Origin of the sequence: Niastella sp. OAS944 (genome assembly GCA_024809215.1) — a bacterium.
In the GTDB taxonomy this organism is placed as follows: Bacteria; Bacteroidota; Bacteroidia; order Chitinophagales; family Chitinophagaceae; genus Niastella.
This window is the reverse complement of sequence record JANUBW010000007.1, coordinates 392268-411118: the sequence shown is the minus strand read 5'-3', so window position 1 is coordinate 411118 and position 18851 is coordinate 392268. Positions and strand designations below refer to the sequence as shown.

The following is an 18851-nucleotide window of genomic DNA, read 5'->3' as shown; positions in this document are numbered from 1 at the left end:
GGCAATGCCTGCCGTTCCTATTATTATTTTCGTTTAAGGGATATGCGCAAACAATGACACCTGAGTTTACTTCATCTCAAACGTCGGGGTGTGCACCATTAGTAGTGAGTTTTAAAGACCTTACCACTGGCAATCCACGCTTTTGGAACTGGGATTTCGGGAATGGAACATTAGCAAATGTCCAAAATCCGTCAGTAAGCTTTCCAAACCCCGGAACATATACCGTAAAGCTGGTTGTTCGTAATGCAGATGGAACAACGGGCATTACCAAAACCAATTATATTACCGTTTATCCCGCACCCACAGCCAGCTTTTTGGCTAATATTACGACCGGTTGCGTTCCCGTAAATATTCAGTTCAACGATGCAAGCACTTCTCCTTCGGGCAGTATTGTATCATGGGAATGGGACTTTGGCGATGGCGGCAAAAGCACCGCACAAAATCCACAACACACGTATACTAATACAGGGTTTTATACTGTAACGCTTACAGTCACCAGCAGCACAGGCTGTAAAAACATCCTTTCTGTAGGGCGTTATATACGAATAGTGTCGGGCGTTAAAGCGGAATTTGAACCCGGCAAATCACTTACTTGTCAGCCGCCATACAACATTACCTATATCAACAATTCGAGCGGACCGGGTAATATGACCTTTCAGTGGGACCTTGGCAATGGCAACAGCTCAACCCTATCGGCGCCCAGTACTACATACCCTGCCGGCACCTACAATGTATCCCTTACTGCAACCAGCGAATTTGGTTGCTCGAACACTATTACAAAGCCGATCACATTCAGCGGGCCTACAACGCTCATCAAGGCGCCAGACACCGTTTGTTTGAATACACAGGTAACATTTGTTAATGATGGTTCAGTAGCGCCTCAAAAAACGTTGTGGGACTTTGGCAACGGCCAGCAGTCAACCAGTATAAACGGCACTACCGTTTATACATCGTCGGGAGATTATACTATAAAGGTTAGTAATACATACTCGGGTTGTAAAGACGAAGCCGTTAAAAAAATTTATGTTCGCCCTGGTACCACCATCGATTTCACAGCCACCAATGCCACAGCCTGTAAGCCGCCGTTGAATGTAACCTTTAAGGATGCTTCGCCGGTGCCCAACACAAAATGGGAATGGGATTTTGGCGATGGCACCATTGGTACAGGCGCACCAGTCAATCATTCTTACAACGCAGCAGGTATTTTTGATGTAACAGCAACCTTTACCGACGCTGCCGGCTGTATTGGTAAAGTAACCAAACCAGCTGTAGTTAAAATTGAAGCCCCAACAGTGAAGATCAATACCGTACGCGCAGGAGGATGTGTTCCATATACTTACCAGCCAACAGCAACTGCTACTTCTATAGATGGTATAACCGGCTGGTTATGGGATTTTGGCGATGGAACAACGTCGACCCTTGAAAACCCTACTCACGTTTATAACAACACCGGTAAATACAATATAAAGCTAACCGTAACTACCACCGGCGGCTGTACGGCCACAACAACTGAAATAGATGGAGTAAAAGTAGGGACACCCCCGGCCACCAATTTTTCTATTGGCGCCACCGATGTATGCGCATCTTCTCCGGTTAATTTTACCGATCTTACCCCCAAACCAGTTGATGAATGGGAATGGGATTTTGGCGATGGTGGTTCATCCAATATCCAAAACCCCAGCCACCTCTTTTTGGATACTGGTACCTTTATTGTAAAACTAACTGCATTTAATAACCGTTGCCCGCAAACAAGCACCGGTCAAACTGTAATTATAAGGCCACCAATAGCCAACTTCAAATACGCCATTACCTGTGGCAACCCTACCGTTGCATTTAGGGATACGTCAATTGTAGACCCTGCCTTTGGCCCTGTCTCTTATTCCTGGTCATTTGGAAGTCCGTCGAACACATCTAATCTTCAAAACCCATCGTTTACTTTCCCTGCCTTCAATACTATATACCCTGTAACGCTTACCGTAACAAACGGCAGCTGTTCAAGCACATTTACTGATAATATAAACCTGGTTAAACCAATAGCAGACTTCACAGTTCCATCAGCGAACTTATGTCAAAACACAGATTATAATATAACATCTACCAATAACCAATACATCACAAGTCACCAATGGTCTTTTGATGGCGGTCCGTGGTTATTAGCCGATAAAGTTTACACTGTTAAATTTTCAACCCTTGGCCAGCATAGCATCGGATTGGTCATAACCGATATCAACGGCTGTACCGACACGGTGAGAAAAGCAAATATTGTAACGGTGGTTGGGCCAACAGCTAAATTTACGGCTGGTTCTTCAGGCGGTTGTAAAAACGCACTTGTTACGTTTAACGATAACTCTACCTCATCAGGCGTTAGCCCAATAAATAAATGGACCTTTGATTTTGGCAATGGCAACACCCAAAGCTACACCGCCGCTCCCTTTTCTCACGCTTATCCTGATACCGGCACGTTTGTTCCAATGCTAACTGTTCAGGATGCTATGGGTTGTGTAAACACCTATACTTTACCAGATACCATTTTTATTTCAACACTGAAAACGGACTTTACTTCAGACTACGATACCATTTGCCCCACATCGAACCTTCAATTCGCCAATGAATCAGTTGGCCGAAACCTGACTTACCAATGGTACTTTGGCGATGGCGGCACATCTACAGATAAAGATCCCATTTACAGCTATAGCGTTAATAACGCCAAATACGATGTAAAGCTGGTAGTCACCGACCGCGGCGGCTGTAAAGACTCTGTAACCAAGGCTGGTTTTATTACTACCCTTAAACCAATACCAGCCTTTGACATTGAAGACACGCTTACTATTTGCCCGCCTATTGAAACCAAATTCACCTTCAATGGTAGTTTTTATGAATCGTTTGAATGGGATTTCGACGACGGAGCTACCTCTACATTAAAGAACCCCACGCATTTTTATAACGCCTATGGCGATTTTAAGCCCAAGCTCATTTTAACCGGTTATGGCGGCTGTACAGAATCAGTTAGCGCAACCGTGCACGTTTATAACCCCGGCACCGTCACTACGCTAAACTACAGTCCGCTTGACGCCTGTAATGAATTGATGGTCGATTTCAATCTGGTTACCATACCCGATATGAAGTACACACTCTATTTTGGTGATGGCGTATCTGATACCACCATGCAAAATACGTATCAGCATTTTTATAAATCCCCCGCGTTCTATTTCCCTCAAATTCAGTATACCGACAAACAGGGCTGTATTGCGGGTGTTGACGGTCCGCCAATCAAAGTAATAGGCGCAGAACCCTTCTTTGGGCTCGACCGGAAAAAGTTCTGTGACTCAGGTACTGTTTACTTTACCAATTACACCATTGGTAACGACCCCGTAGTAACCAGAAACTGGGATTTCGGCGACGGCTCAACCTCAACAGATGTTGACCCCAGCCATAATTATTCACAACCAGGATTGTATAAAGTATCGCAATCAGTAACTACCCAGCAAGGCTGTTCGAAAACAGTTACCGATACCATTAAGGTATATCGTACCCCCGATCCATATATCACCGGCGATAGTATCGGTTGCCTGAACGCCACACTAAACCTGCTGGCCAACCTGGTTGTACCCGATACTGCCATTACCTGGAAGTGGACATTGGGTAACCGCAACTTCAGCTCGCCGGATATCGCATTGAACTTTGTGGCAAGTGGCAATTACACTGTTAATTTACAGGCAACTAACCTGCTGGGCTGTTCCGATACCACCAGCAAAGCGTTGTTCGTTCCCGAAATTCCACAACTTACAGTAGTTGAAGACCCCATAATTCCAGTTACTACAGGCATTACTTTACCCGTTACTTATGGGCCAGAGGTAATTAGCTATCATTGGACGCCGGCAAAGAACCTGAGCTGTACCGACTGCCCTACCCCCTATGCCAACCCAAAGCTTACAACAACCTATAATGTTAAGGTGGCAGACCAATACGGCTGTACCAATACGGCCAATGTAACAGTGACCACTATATGTAACGGGTTGAACTATTTTATCCCCAACACCTTCTCGCCCAATGGCGATGGGGTGAACGACATTTTTGCTCCACGTGGTGTTGGACTTACCAGGGTGAACAGTATGCGCATATTTAACCGTTGGGGTGAAATGGTATTCGAGAAAATGAATTTCATGGCAAACGACCGTACCCCAAGCGGTGGCTGGGATGGCAACTATAAAGGCAAACCTGCCAGCGCCGATGTATATGTATATATCGTAGAATTTGTTTGTGAGAACGCAGCCATTGTACCCGTTAAAGGCAACGTGGCGCTTGTTCGCTAGAGCTAAACAACCATTCATTACTTTAAAAGGAACATACATGATCTCCGGCCGCAGCTTTAAACGATATTTTGCCGGCTTTATATTATCACTCACCGTGCTGCATGCAGCAGGGCAGGATATTCATTTTTCGCAATTCTTTGAAGCGCCCCTTTTACGTAACCCCTCGCTGGCCGGCATTTATACCGGCGACTATAGAATACAGGGCGTGTATCGCGATCAATGGAACAGCATTACCAATGCTTACCGCACCGGTTCATTGAATGCTGAATATAAAATGCCTGTTGGTGTTGGAAACGATTTCATAACCACCGGTATTCAGGCCGTGTTTGATAAGGCAGGCACCGTGGGGTTAACAACCACACATATACTGCCCGCCGTCAACTATCATAAATCGCTGAGCAATGATAAAACCATGTACCTGTCGCTGGGTTTTATGGGTGGGCTGATCCGCAAAAGTATCGATATTACCAAGGTCACTACCGACGCCCAGTATAACGGTGGGGCTTTTGACCCTACCATGCCTACCGGCGAAACCATGCTATCGCCCAATTACAGCACCTGGGATGCCAGCGTGGGTATGAGCTTCAATACAACGTTTGGCGTAGAACAGAAACACAGCATGTTCATTGGCGGTGCCTATCATCATTTAAACCGCCCCAAAAATACATTCTATCGTAACCGCAGTATTGATCTGAACCCTAAATATGTTGGTTCTATTGGTGTTAAATGGGCGTTGGATGAAGAATCGGCCATTACATTACAGACCGACCACTCAGTGCAAGGCAGTTATAACGAAACCATTGCCGGTGCTTTGTATTCGCGCAAACTGGGGTACGACATCGATAACAACCCTACGTATACCTTAAGCGGCGGTTTGTTCCTTCGTTACAAAGATGCATTGGTGCCGGTAATTAAAATAGAATGGGGTCACCTATCAACAGCATTGAGTTATGACGTAAACGTATCGCCTTTAAAAACCGCCAGCATGGGCCGCGGCGGGTTCGAACTATCGCTCTCTTACATTGGATTCGTACGACGCGATAACAGCAGTGAGTATAAGATGTTATGTCCGAAGTTTTAATAATATGTGCCCCGACGTGTTGGGGGCACATCTGCTTTATTTCGTTACCATATAATTTCCTACTTCTTTTCCGCTATCATCTAACATGGTTAGCCGCAGGTTGGCGGCATCGGCCTGCAGTTTTATTAAGGTACGCTGCCCTTCCTTAGGACCGCCGCCAATGATGATAGGGTATTGATGTTGTTCTTTTACCGGCGGATGCACACCATACTTATGGGTATGACCGCTTATGACCATATCAACGCGATATTTATTGAACACCGGGTTGAAGAGTTCGCGGCAATGCAGGGTGCCATGCCAGTCGCCCGAATAGAATGGCGGAATATGCATAAGCACCACTTTGTACTTTGCTTTTTTATACGCCTTACTTTGCATTACCTCTTCAAGCCATAACTGTTGTTCCTTACGGTAGGCATCAAAATCAACAATACCTGCATATACGGGCGTATCATCAGTTTTATCTTCACCCGTATCGAGCACCGTAAAATGAACAGGCCCCCAGGTAAAACTATAATACTGGTTCCCTTGCGGCGTGGTAAAATAATGATGAAGATCGCGGCTATACTTTCCCCTTGTTTCATGATTACCCCTAACGTACATAAACGGCTTTTCGCTGGCAAAGCTGTTGATGCAGGGTTGCAGCATATGATCTACTATTTGCTGTTCATTGGTTTGGTAATCAAAGATGTCGCCATTGAAAAATACAAATTCATAAGGATCGGCGCCATTTAATTGCACCAGATGCGGAATAGATTGCGGCCTGTCGTGAATGTCGTTCATGATCAAACAGCGCATGGCCGCCGACTTTTCTACAGGTGTTGTAAAAGAACGCACTTCGCTTTCGAGCGTACCGCCATAGGTAAGTTTATAAGGTTCAAACCCGGTGATCTCTTTCGACACTACACGGTAGTAATACTTTGTACCAGGCTTTAAGCTGTTCAGCTTTATACGGCTTACGCGGTTGTAGGCATCTACCAAACCATTGGTAACGCTATGCGCTTTTTGTCCCAGGGCACTGGTTTCACCAAATTCTACCCAGCTATAAGCCGGCAGATTGGTAATGCACATTACTACCATACTATCGGGTGCGGCATGTTGCAGATATGGCGTTGCTGTAAATATGTGACCGGCCGAGGGGTCGGCAGGCGCCAGCAGAGGCGACGCCTGCAACGAAGCAGGTAACAAGCTACCGGCCAGGGTTGCGCCGCCCAAACCAGTTAGTGATTGCAGGAAATTTCTACGGCTATTATTTTTTTGTGGTTGGTTCATACAGTTGAAAAATTGGCAATGGGATAAAATTAAATACGCCAGGTTAATTAATTGTAACGCAAACGATTGTTCAAAAAAATACAGGCGTTGTTACTTCTTTGTGCCCGCCTTGCTCAGCATAAAAATGGCACAATCATGTGCTGCCAGCTCACCAGTCACTGCTTTTGACGCCCGCAATTGCCGGTTCGAAAATATTTCCCTTGCAGTCCATTGTCCGTATATTTTCAAAGCAGTTTCGAGGTTAAAAGAATATGCAGCAGTAGCATTGCTTCGGTTCAGGATACAGATGGCAAAGCGGTCGCCCGATAGTTCCTTTTTATAAACCAGCCAGCCGTTTGCATCCACCATTGCAGCGGCCTGGTTGCCCAATGCATCCTGGTCAATGGCTATCAATTCCTTATTAAGTAGAATGGCTTTTACTGCAGTATCCATATTACGTACATCGAGGTTAACCATCAGTGGTGATGCCAGCATACACCAAATGGCAAACTGGGTTCTATATTCGGTTAGCGAGCAACCGTTAAAGCGGCCGTTCAGTGAAGAGGATTTTCCTTTGCCAAACAAACCGGTCACCAACAGATCGGGGTCGTTAAAACCACCGGGGCCGGCGTATTTTTCCAACCCCTTTTGTTTTTCAATGGTATTCAAAATACCATTGTGCCCGTTATCGTATTTGTCGCTTTGCCAGGTATCACGCATATCCCAGGTTGTGCGCCAAAGATTGCCACCAGCGGCGCGGGCCCAAAGCCAGGGCTCACGCTGGCCCCATTCGCAAATGCTGTAAACAATAGCACGATTTGTTTTATGCAGCGCATCGCCCATTTTTTTGTAACGGGTAAAGGCGCTTACCATATCATCCGGCGCATTACAGTAATCATACTTTAGGTAATCGATTCCCCATTTTGCAAAAGTTGTGGCGTCGTGTTCCTCAAAGTTGTAGCTACCTGTAACACCGCCACAGGTAAGACTGGCAGCATCGGAATAAATTCCAAGTTTCAATCCTTTTGCATGTACATAATCGGCAAGTGCTTTCATTCCATTGGGAAAGCGGGCCAGATCGGGAAACAGTTCGTTATTGGCATTACGGCCACCTACCCAAAAATCATCAATTACAATGTATTGATAACCGGCGTTTGCCATTCCCGAAACAACCAGTGCATCGGCAATTTGCCTAATGAGTTTATCAGATACTTCTTCTTCAAATAAGTTCCAACTATTCCAACCCATTGGCGGGGTTAAAGCAACGGAAGGCTGCGATTGTACGAATAGTGTAAAGAAGGAAATGCAGAAAGTGCCAGCAATTTTTTTCAGGATCATATATACAGGATTCTATAAGGTGATGCGGATTAAACAGCAATGATTTAGAAGCCTTTCAATCAAAAATAATCAACCGGCGAACAAAACAAACACGCAAACGTTTGTTGAAAATATAGAAATACCTGCTGAACAAACAGTACAAACTGCATCACCGGGTACACTTATTGTAATACATTAGATACCTGCCTGAACCAACCACTGACTGCAACCCTTTTCCTTCGTGTGCCTGCCCATTACCACCTTTATTCTTCCGCCCGGGGAAAACTAATCCACGTTGATATTTTTTTTGGTGTTTGGTATTTATTATTCGCTGATAAAATCTTAAATTTAATAAACATGAGAATCCCGGCAGCGATACAGAACTACCGGCGTCCGCACCAACCAAACGGACTGTCCCTAGCAATGCTTATGGCCATTGTAGCATTAACTATTTCGCAAAGTGCGTTTAACCAAAACAGGTATGACTGGCGAACGAATATCGACCAGGTGATACATGAAACCGACAGCCTCTCTCTTCAATCGCAACGCACCTTTTACCTCAACAAAATACTACGTAAAGACGAACCGCTGAAAGAAACGTGGTACTACACAACGCATAATAATAACATCATTGTTTTTGAAGTACGATACCGAATAGACTCTCTGGAGTATACCGAAACATTCTATTTACACCGTGGCAGATTGATATGCATGGAATTATACGAAACAGATTTTATGTCCTATGCAGAAGATGAAATAAGGCATGGCGAAGTCTTCTTCTTCGATCACGACATGCTTATACAATATGTTACCGTTGGCAATGGATTAACGGATATGTCTTTCCGTGATCCCCAGTATGAACCTTTAAGAAGATTCTATAAACGGTACATTGAGTTACAAAAGAATATATTGTCGCTAGCCACGAACTGAAGCATAATTAGCTAATGTGATAATGAGATAATGTGATAATGCATTTTGTGCAGCAGCCCTTACTTTTCCAAGACTCTAAAGATGGCAAGGCCGATTAATACTTCAATAATGTGATAATCACTTAATTTGCGGTGTGTTAAATCTGAGATGAAATACACTTTTTGTATTTCATTATCGAATTATCACATTAGCACATTATCTCATTGTGCATTCCTGTATTTCATTATCAAATTATCACATTAGCAAATTATCACATTATGGCACCAGATTTTACCCTCTTCGATACCGAAAAGAAACCTGTTAGTCTTCACGATTTTAAAGGCAGGAACGTAGTGCTGCTTTTCTTTCCGCTTGCCTTTACCAGTGTATGCACCAAAGAACTTTGTTACGTTCGCGATAATATATCGTTATTCAATAATGTTGATGCACAGGTGCTGGGCATTAGTGTTGATTCATTGTATACCCTGGCAAAGTTCAAAGAAGAACAAGGGCTTAATTTTCCCTTGTTGAGCGACTTTAATAAGGAGGTATCGAAATTGTATAATAGTTTATATGAGAACTGGAATTATAACATGAAAGGGGTTTCAAAACGGGCTTCGTTTGTGATCGACCGCCAGGGCGTTATTCGTTATAGCCAAATACTCGAAAACGCGGGTGAGTTTCCCGATTTTGGAGCCATACAATCAACCTTAGGCACAATCGCTTGATTTATATCAATTAAAATAGGGTTAAAAAGTGATTTGTGAACAATTTTGTAAGCAGATTCCCCTATTATCAGCAGGTTAATTGCTAAAGGAGTTGTAATTTTGGTTAAAAGGAAATATCTTGAGCAATAACTGTAAAATATCATCGCGCATGAAGATTTTTTACGCATTGTCCACTATCCTTTTATTGTCATTCACAGGAAAAAGCCAGGATCGAAATCCCGGTCAGGAACCTACGCCCACCATCGTAAAGTTCTACCCTAACCCTGCAACTTCAATTATCACCTTCGATTTTCAAAGCGGATATGATAAACAACTGAACCTGCAGATATTTAATTTTATTGGCAAAAAGGTACAGGAGATCAATAACGTAACCCCAAAAACCATCGTTAACCTGAACGATTTTTACCGCGGTATGTACATCTTTCAACTGAAAGATAAAAATGGTAAAGTGGTTGACTCTGGTAAATTCCAGGTTTCTAAATAGCTTATTAAAAACTTATTTATACAAGCCCCGACTATAACGTTGGGGCTTTTTCCTTTAAATCCGCCAAGCCTTGCGAAGGCGGGTTAACTCGTCTTTGGCGTAAACGAGTATCCGCCCGGTCAATCACGAACTTATACACTGTAATCACGAAGCAATGCTCCCATGTAACCAACTTTTTTGTTTTGCAAGCAAAATGGCGCAATTCCCGTTACTTTTGGCCCATGGCAGGCATTACCTCATACAATTTTAAATCGGGATTTAAACACGAACTGGAAGTACTTTCCTTAGCCGCTCTCTATGCCAGCCACCGGCAAACAGTAACGCACCCGCACCGGGCCAACTTCTATCATATATTTTGGTTTGCAAATGGACCGCATACCCATTTTGTAGATTTTAACCCAATTACTATTAAAAAGAACAGCCTGTTGTTTGTAAATAAAGAACAGGTACAAAGCTTCGATCAACGAGGCAATGTCGATGGTAAGCTGATCCTGTTCACCGACCGCTTTTTTGCCAAAAGCACCGATGATCATCGCTTTCTCAACAACTCCATTCTTTTTAACGACTTTATGGAACCGGCGGTTATCAACCTAAACAAAAAAACCGATGAACTCACCGCTTACTTTCAACAAATAGAAAAGGAGTTTGTGAATACCGACGATGCCGGGCATTACGACCTGTTACGAAACAGCCTGCACAACTTTTTAATGCAGGCCGAACGGCAACGGCGCCAATCGGGTTTTAAAGAAATAAAGAAAGGCGCCGATCTCGATTACCTTACCTTGTTTAAAGAACTGGTTGGCCAACATTTTAAAGAGTATAAATCAGTAAACCATTATGCCCGCCAAATAAACGTATCGGAAAAACGGCTGGGGCAGGCCACCCTGAAGACCATTGGCAAAACACCCAAGCAGGTAATAGATGACCGAATTGTACTTGAAGCAAAAAGACTATTAACGCATACTTCCCAAAGCATAAAACAAATAGGCTATTATCTGGGCTTTGAAGAACCCACCAACTTTATCAAATACTTTCGCAAACACGAAGGCGTTACACCTATTGAATTCAGAGAAATGACAAATGAAAAATGAGGAATTGAAATTAAAAAGTAAAAACCAAGGAGTTGTATTTCCTTTTTCATTTCTCATTTGTATCATCTTTAGGCCGTTTTCTACCTTTCCCTGCGCCCTGTGATTTTCGAATTTTGTGTCATCAAATCAAACACAAAACATTTGAATATGGAAAAGAAACAACAGGTAACAGCGCTTTTAAAAGCTATTGAAACAGGCGCCGCAGAACCAGTAGCAGCCATCAATGCAAACAAATACATACAACATAACCTGTCCGTTGAAGATGGCCTTGCCGGTTTTGGCAAACTATTACAACAGTTGCCACCCAATTCAGCTAAGGTGAATACCGTACGCGTTTTTGAAGACGGCAACTTTGTATTCGCTCATACTGAGTATAATTTCTTTGGCCCCAAAATAGGCTTCGATATTTTTAAATTTGAAGAAGGAAAGATCGTTGAACATTGGGATAACCTGCAAACTACTGCCGCTCCTAACCCCAGTGGCCATACTATGATCGACGGCGCTACCACTCTTACAGACACCGACAAAACTGCCGCTAATAAAACCCTGGTGCAATCATTTGTCGATGACATTCTTGTAAACGGCAGAATGGAAAAGCTGGCCGGGTATTTTAATGGCGATAACTATATTCAACACAACCCTTTGATCCCCGATCAATTGTCGGGTTTAGGCAAAGCACTGGAAGCCTGGGCAAAGCAAGGCATTACCATGAAGTACAATACCATTCATAAAGTGTTGGGCGAAGGAAATTTTGTACTGGTAGTAAGTGAAGGTCAACTGGCTGGTAAACATTCTTCTTTCTATGATCTCTTCCGCATTGAAAATGGAAAGATCGCCGAGCATTGGGATACTATAGAGGAGATTCCTGCGAAAGACAGTTGGCAGAATTCGAATGGCAAGTTCAGTTTCTAATTGTGAGCAGTTTTTAGTTTAGTTGACGAGTTAACACCTTAACGTGTTAACTCGTCAACTTTATTTTTACTACAAAACCTGAACTATCAAAAACTTAAGATAATGCGTATTCTCCCATTCCCATACAATTGGATGATCGGCCGATTGGCTTTGGAAGGCAACCTGCCTTATCCTTCTTCGTGCATCCTTAGCTGCTAAACCAATAATATCAAGGAACATTTCTGGCTGAACAAGATTGGTACAGCTCGATGTAACCAAAAAACCACCAGGCTTCACCAGTTTCATTCCACGCAGGTTGATCTCTTTATAACCAGTAATGGCTTTTTGAATATTATCTCTTGTTTTGGTGAACGATGGCGGATCGAGCATCACCACATCATACTGTTTGCCTTCACGGGCCCAGCCCTTCAACACATCAAAAGCGTTCATACATTCAAACTTGCAAATGTTATCAACGCCGTTAAGCGCAGCATTGCGATTGGCCTGGTCTACCGCGTTCTGCGAAATATCGAGCCCTAACACCGACTTAGCGCCATAGGCTGCGGCATGTATCTCAAACGTTCCGGTATAGGTAAAGGCACCCAGCACGTCGGCCCCTTTTACAATATGTTGAATAGCGCGGCGGTTGTCCTGTTGATCAAGAAAGTAACCGGTCTTTTGACCGTTCTCAATATCAACATTGAACTTCAGTCCGTTTTCGTTGATGACGATCTTGGTGTCGAAAGGCGCCGATAAAAATCCTTTCTGTTGCGGCAGACCTTCCAGTTCACGCACCGGCACATCATTACGTTCGTATATACCTTTGGGCTTGAAGATCTTTTCGAGGGCCGCTACAATGGCAGGCTTCCACACATCAATACCCAGGGCCAGGGTTTGAATAACGAAGTAGTCGTTAAACTTATCAATGATCATTTGGGGCAGGTTGTCGGCCTCGCCAAAAATAAGGCGGCAGTTTTCAACATAGCCCAGTTGCTGGCGGTATTTCCAGGCCTCAAGCAGGCGGTTATAGAAGAACTCTTCGTTTACAACATCGTCTTTTTTACGGGTAAGCAAACGCACCAGAATTTGTGAGCGGGGGTTGAAATACCCCTTCCCAATAAACTTCTTATCGTGCGTATACACATCAACAATAGCGCCGGGCTCAACACCGCCGGGGGCTTCATTCACTTCATTGGCAAAGATCCAGGGATGCCCATTGGCCACCCGATGGCTGATCTTCTTTTTTAATATAACCTGATTCATTCGCGCAAAAGTAGAATTATTGGGCGAAATAGTGGAATTGAGGTTTTTGAAGTCCGGTCGAAGTTGCAAAACCAGGCTAAGCACACTATCTTTTCGCATATACTCTACCCTTTATGGCATTAGAAAATTTTCAAATTGGCTTCGGCAATTATGATAAAAGCCCTGAATACTATTACTTAAGCGATACTAACCCGCTAAAAGCCACCATTTTTCTGGCCCTGAAGCTGGGAAAGCCACTACTGATCACCGGCGAACCAGGCACTGGCAAAACGCAGCTTGCCCATTGGGCCGCCTGGTACCTGAGCACAAAAATAGATGGCAACATAACCAGGTTCAATGCAAAGCCGTTTGTGTACAACATAAAAAGCACTTCATCGGGCCGCGACCTCTTTTATAACTACGATGCCATTTCCCACTTCCAGGATAAAGAGGGCCGAAAAAATGTTTCAGAGTTTATCAGCCTGTCGGCCATGGGACAGGCAATTTGTCAAACCCAGGGCCGCAACGGCGCCATAGAGAAATTCGCATTGAACGGCATCAGGAATTTACATACCCTGCATGAGCAGGCGCGCAGCTCGGTATTGCTGATAGATGAAATTGATAAAGCGCCCCGCGACCTTACGAATGACCTGTTGAATGAAATTGAGAACAACCAGTTTTATATACCTGAGTGCGAAAAAGAGATCACCAGAAGCAGTGACCGTAAAACAAGGATCCTGGTAATTCTTACCAGCAATAGCGAAAGAAGTTTACCCGATGCTTTTTTACGCAGATGCCTGTTTTATCATATTCCCTTCCCCACAGAAGAAGAGCTTATCAAGATCATTCTGCACCGTATAAGCCCATTCCTTGAAGAAATGGGTGTTTATTCAAAAATGGATTTCTACGATCACTATATGCGCGCCCTGAAACTGTTTGAGCAAATAAGAAATAAAGCGCATGTAAAACCACCTTCTACCAGCGAACTGCTCGACTGGCTAAAGGTGCTGCATATGGAAAACCTGATAAAAGAAGAGATCAATGTAAATACTGCAGGCTATTTGCCGCCCGAACGTAAAAAAGCACTTCAGCTAAGCTTGTATACGTTGCTAAAAACAAAAGAAGACTTTGACGCAGTAGAGCAATTTTTAAAACTCAGATAGTAAGCATTGGAGCAGAAACGCAACTATTTATTTCCGTTGGAAGAATTGCTGGCCGTGTTAAAAGCCAGCGGTTATGAACTTTCTATACAACAGGTACTGGATATTGAAATGGCATTGTTGACCAACCCCGTTTCGCGGATGAAGGTTAACCAGCTTAAATATCTTGTAGCGCCTGTAATTGCCAAAAACAAAGACGAGCAACGGCATCTTCACCAGCTTATTGACGCCTACATTGCAGAAAAAACAAAACTGGTTGCACCGCCCGAAAAACCAACGGGGCGCTGGCTGCGGGAAAATAAAAAGCTGGTGCTTGCGCTGAAGATAACTGCCTTTTTAATGGTGGCTGCCACAGGCATTTTGTTTTACATTTTAAGAAATGAAACACCGCCCGTAAAGCCGGTAACACCCAAAGCAGTTGTAGAAAAGAAGAACGAAATAAAACGCGATACCGCCACGGTAAAAACACCAGTTGAGCGGCGACTGAAATCTTCTTCCGTACCAACTAAACAAGTGAAGCCGGTACAAGTAAGCACAAAGCCTTCAGGTATTGCCATTGTACCACAGCCTATTGATTTCAACTTACAAATGTCTGGCACGTTTGGCGCCATCATGGGCATTATTATGGCCTGGATCGTTTTTTATGAACGAAAGAAGAAAATGGAGATGAAAGATAAGAAGCGGGCCGATGATGCCATTTTTGTAAAACGTTCTGAATACCTGCACAAGGCAAACGCTTCGGGTTTTGAACCGCAGGGTGAAGTTGCCCAGCCCATCATACGGTTTGCCGAAAGAGATTACCTGGTAGTTCAACCACGCGCCCTGCAAAAAATAAAAAGCTATTTAAAAAGACCGGCCCTTATACAAAACCCCGGTGTCGATATTAAAAAGAGTATTGGCCAAAGCATACGTAATGCAGGCTATACTTCGCTGGCCTATACCAGTGAATGGAAAGACCGGAAATATCTTATTATAAGCGATAACCTGCATGCTGACGCTCATATAACCGGACTGCTTAATTATTTAATAGATGGTATACAAGCATCTATTCCTGCTGTTGTTCGGTATAGCTATACAGGTAATGCAGAAACAGTACAGGATGAAAATGGTAACCCGGTTTCGTTTGAAGAGCTGGCCTATCGGCACAGAGGTTATAACCTGATCATTATTGACAATGGCTATTCCTTTTTTCATACAAAGAACGAACAACTGAAAAAAGAGTTGAATGCATTCTTCGACATCATGGCCAGCCGGTCGGTAATTACTCCTAAACCGCTCGACGACTGGAGCAATAGCGAAGATCTTATTGTAAGAAATAATTTCCAGATCGTTCCTGCCGATATTGCCGAAATAGAATTACTGGCAAAAGCGATTGCAGAAGACAGCCCGGTAACAAAAAATCAATTATTAAACAGACTACCCAACGCATACAGTGTAACAAATTTCAGTTTTGAGACTGTACAGTCGTTGAAACAATACCTCGATGAGGAAAAGTTGTTTCAACCAATTTGCGCCCTGGCTGTTTACCCTCGCTTACAGTGGCCGCTTACTCTTGCACTGTTCGAGGCGTTAAAAGTTGAGCTAACCTACGATCTGCTTTTAAAAACAGCCCGCATTCCATGGTTACACAAAGACCAGCTCGATGATAAAATACGGCTCGAACTGCTGAATTCACTTACTGCAGAAACAGAGGTGATAGCCCGGGAAACCATCATTTCGCTTTTAGATGAAGTCAGGAACAGTACAGCCGAAAATTCACCGGCTTTTACAGAACTGAATACGCAGTACAACATCAATGCCTTCTTCCTGTTCTCGTATGACCAATACAAATACCGGCAATATGGCGATACCCAATACACCATCAGCGACTACTGGCGAAACCTAACCGAATGGGCGTTACAGGAACATGTGGATAGTGGCAGCAGCGCCTTACTGCCAAGGCGAAGGTCTGATCAATCGTCGGTTGACGAATTCCTGTTGAAAGAAAAACAATTCGACAGTTGGAATGTGAATTTTTTAAGGGTAGTATTGGTAACCCTGCCCACCCTGCTATTGTATATCACATTCTCTATTTTCAAACCAGAATTTGTTTATCCCAAGGAGTTATATAAAAATGTATCGTTCTCTGCCCTTGTTACAAAAAACACCAGCTGTATTCAGCAACTGAATTATGTTATTAATTCAACCAATGGCAGGTCTGACACCATTATACTTAGCCAACTGCCTACAGACAGCATTCTAATAAACGATGTAAAGTATAACTCGGTCATTAACCTGGAACTATGGACAAAAGACAGTTTAATGTATCCGGTATCGTTTAATGCAACAGATTCTTTCTGTGAAGTAAGAGCTGATTGCAGATAAAATAAGTTTCCGGTTCCCTGTTACCAGTTTCCAGGCCTTGAATTTTGTAACCGCTGACTATTTGGCGGGCATTCTGAATGTAGTGCCCGGCAACCGGTACCCGGTAACTGGCACCTTCTAACTAAAAAAAAGAGGCTCCCGAATAACCGGAAGCCTCTTTATTATTCACTTATACCCTATCAATAGCCTGTATTTTGTTTCAGGTTTATTGTACCGGTAGCATTATGAATATCTATTTGTGTTTGTGGCAGCGGAAAGAATTCGTTCTTCTTTGCTGTAAAGGTACTCGCCTGGTTAATGGCAAAGATGGTAGGCCTTGTTTTTTCTGCTGCTGCAAAAGCATTCAGCTCGGGCGCCATTACCGTTCCGGTGCCATTATCCCAACGCGACAGGTCAAAGAAGCGTTGTCCTTCCATGGCCAGTTCGAGTTTTCTTTCAAACCGTATAGCCCTCAACGCATCATTTTTGTTCGCAAATGCACCTGCAGGGTACAAACCGATCTTATATTTGTCGGCTTTATCGGTACGGTTTATATATTTACCACTACCGGCATCATACTCGCTGTTTTTATATACCCAGCCAGTTGTATCTGCAGCGCGTGCGCGAACATGATTCACATACTCCAGGGCTTTATCTGAGCTTCCCACTTCCACTTCACATTCAGCAGCCCACAGTAATACATCGGCAAAACGAATGATGTTTACATTGTTCGCGGTGATCTGTGTGGGTCCCCAAAAGCTGCTTTCTGTTGATGACAACAGGTCCTTCTGTACTTTGGCATAGGCATTTTTCTTCGGGCTAAAATAACCATTGGTTGCCTGGTCGCGGATCCAGGTATTATTAGGTGTTGGACCCCAATCGAAGTAAGGAATGCCCGGGCGGCCCATTGTAAGGTCAATTCGCGGATCAAGGTTACCTGTATAGGGAGCTGTAGGATCACTTACGCTCGGGTTGTTGTTATAGGTATCGAACAAAGGCAATCCATCGGCATCAGTCTTGTATGAATTGGCCAGCGAGATGGTGGGGTTGTTAAAACCGCAACAACCACCGGGGCCGGCACTGTTAGGAAAGTTCAAAGCCTCGCCATGGTTACCATTTGTACCAGAACCATCATTTACCGAAGCCTGATAAGCAAAAATTGATTCTGCACTGTTATCTGTGGCTGCATTAAAGTTGTCCTGGAAATTCACCAGCTTGTACGGCTTGCCGTTGGTAGTTTGTCCCTTTCCGGCACCACCATAAGCGGCAGGAATAACTTTATCGAACTGTGCCTTGGCTGCTGCAAACTTGTGCTGATACAGTAATACCTTACCCAGGTACACAATGGCGGCAGACTTGTTTACTCTTCCGGCCTCAGTCTGCGTTTCGGGTAAATTGTCAATTGCATACTGTAAATCGGCCTCAATTTTTGGCCAGATGTTTACAAAATTACCCGAGGCATCAATGTTAGGCACAGCCGTATTATTTGCTGCGGTAAAAATGGTTTCATCTACATATGGCACATTGTTCCACATTTTCTTTGCTTCAAAATGAAAATGCCCGCGTAAAAAACGTGCTTCTGCCTCCATCACTTTTCTTTCGGCGTCAGTGATATCTGTCACCTTCACCAACATTCGTAATACTTCATTGGCGCGTTGTGCGCCATCGTACATCGACTGCCATTTCTGATTAAAGTATGGATTATTGGTATTGTAAGCCCAGGTTTCTATTTGTACTATATCTCCCTGATCGCTTGGCGTAGAACCCTTATAGGAATCACCGCCCGCCACACTGCCAAACACCCAGTTTGAAGGACCAGATGCCCAGTTGTTACCGGCCGCTCCGCCCATACCACCAATCATGTGGTAAGCGCCTATAAGCAATCCGGCTGCACCAGCCTTATTGGCCAGTTGATCGGGCGTAAATGAACCCGATGGTTTTTTATCGAGAAAGCCTTTACTACAGGAGATCATCATGCATAGCGACATCATTGAAATCACCGCTATTAATTTATATTGAAAACGAATTTGTTTCATATTGCTTT

13 protein-coding genes are annotated in these 18851 nt (G+C 43.8%); 9 read left to right on the top strand and 4 right to left on the bottom strand.

The window, feature by feature from the left end; genetic code table 11:
- Window positions 1–53: 53 nt before the first annotated feature.
- Entirely contained in the window at window positions 54–4313 is a 4260-nt protein-coding gene (locus tag GGD38_RS26080; protein WP_375296660.1) for a PKD domain-containing protein, read from the top strand.
- Between the two features lie 37 nt (window positions 4314–4350).
- Window positions 4351–5394: a PorP/SprF family type IX secretion system membrane protein gene (locus GGD38_RS26075; RefSeq protein WP_375296661.1), complete on the top strand. Its 1044-nt coding sequence runs from the start codon at window positions 4351–4353 to the stop codon at window positions 5392–5394.
- A 36-nt stretch (window positions 5395–5430) separates the two neighbouring features.
- Here GGD38_RS26075 and GGD38_RS26070 read toward each other — a convergent pair whose 3' ends face one another.
- Together GGD38_RS26070 and GGD38_RS26065 are read right to left on the bottom strand one after the other, a co-directional pair.
- Entirely contained in the window at window positions 5431–6663 is a 1233-nt protein-coding gene (locus tag GGD38_RS26070; protein WP_375296662.1) for a metallophosphoesterase, read from the bottom strand.
- Between the two features lie 90 nt (window positions 6664–6753).
- Window positions 6754–7980, bottom strand: a complete 1227-nt coding sequence (locus tag GGD38_RS26065) for a glycoside hydrolase family 27 protein (RefSeq protein WP_375296663.1) — start codon at window positions 7978–7980, stop codon at window positions 6754–6756.
- 336 nt (window positions 7981–8316) lie between these two features.
- Between GGD38_RS26065 and GGD38_RS26060 the strand changes: the two genes are divergently transcribed.
- The 5 genes from GGD38_RS26060 (at window position 8317) to GGD38_RS26040 (ending at window position 12083) form a co-directional block, all read left to right on the top strand.
- Window positions 8317–8889, top strand: coding sequence for a hypothetical protein (locus tag GGD38_RS26060; RefSeq protein WP_375296664.1), 573 nt, complete (start codon window positions 8317–8319; stop codon window positions 8887–8889).
- Between the two features lie 257 nt (window positions 8890–9146).
- Window positions 9147–9596 (top strand): peroxiredoxin, encoded by a 450-nt coding sequence (locus tag GGD38_RS26055; protein ID WP_375296665.1) that lies wholly within the window; start codon window positions 9147–9149, stop codon window positions 9594–9596.
- Between the two features lie 148 nt (window positions 9597–9744).
- Window positions 9745–10080, top strand: coding sequence for a T9SS type A sorting domain-containing protein (locus tag GGD38_RS26050; RefSeq protein ID WP_375296666.1), 336 nt, complete (start codon window positions 9745–9747; stop codon window positions 10078–10080).
- Window positions 10081–10301: 221 nt separating this feature from the next.
- Window positions 10302–11171 (top strand): helix-turn-helix domain-containing protein, encoded by an 870-nt coding sequence (locus GGD38_RS26045; RefSeq protein ID WP_375296667.1) that lies wholly within the window; start codon window positions 10302–10304, stop codon window positions 11169–11171.
- Window positions 11172–11318: 147 nt separating this feature from the next.
- Window positions 11319–12083, top strand: a complete 765-nt coding sequence (locus tag GGD38_RS26040) for a nuclear transport factor 2 family protein (protein WP_375296668.1) — start codon at window positions 11319–11321, stop codon at window positions 12081–12083.
- A gap of 69 nt (window positions 12084–12152) precedes the next feature.
- Here the strand turns inward: GGD38_RS26040 and GGD38_RS26035 are convergent, their stop codons facing one another.
- Complete coding sequence (locus tag GGD38_RS26035; RefSeq protein WP_375296669.1) at window positions 12153–13424, bottom strand: class I SAM-dependent rRNA methyltransferase; 1272 nt, start codon at window positions 13422–13424, stop codon at window positions 12153–12155.
- A gap of 14 nt (window positions 13425–13438) precedes the next feature.
- On the opposite strand from GGD38_RS26035, the gene GGD38_RS26030 reads away from it, so the two are divergent.
- Window positions 13439–14467 carry an AAA family ATPase gene (locus tag GGD38_RS26030; protein WP_375296670.1) on the top strand — a complete coding sequence of 343 codons (1029 nt, stop codon included), beginning with the start codon at window positions 13439–13441 and terminating at the stop codon, window positions 14465–14467.
- Between the two features lie 6 nt (window positions 14468–14473).
- Entirely contained in the window at window positions 14474–16828 is a 2355-nt protein-coding gene (locus GGD38_RS26025) for a hypothetical protein (protein ID WP_375296671.1), read from the top strand.
- Between the two features lie 179 nt (window positions 16829–17007).
- On the opposite strand, the gene GGD38_RS26020 is transcribed toward GGD38_RS26025, so the two are convergent.
- Window positions 17008–18843, bottom strand: a complete 1836-nt coding sequence (locus tag GGD38_RS26020) for a RagB/SusD family nutrient uptake outer membrane protein (protein ID WP_375296672.1) — start codon at window positions 18841–18843, stop codon at window positions 17008–17010.
- Between the last annotated feature and the right edge of the window lie 8 nt (window positions 18844–18851).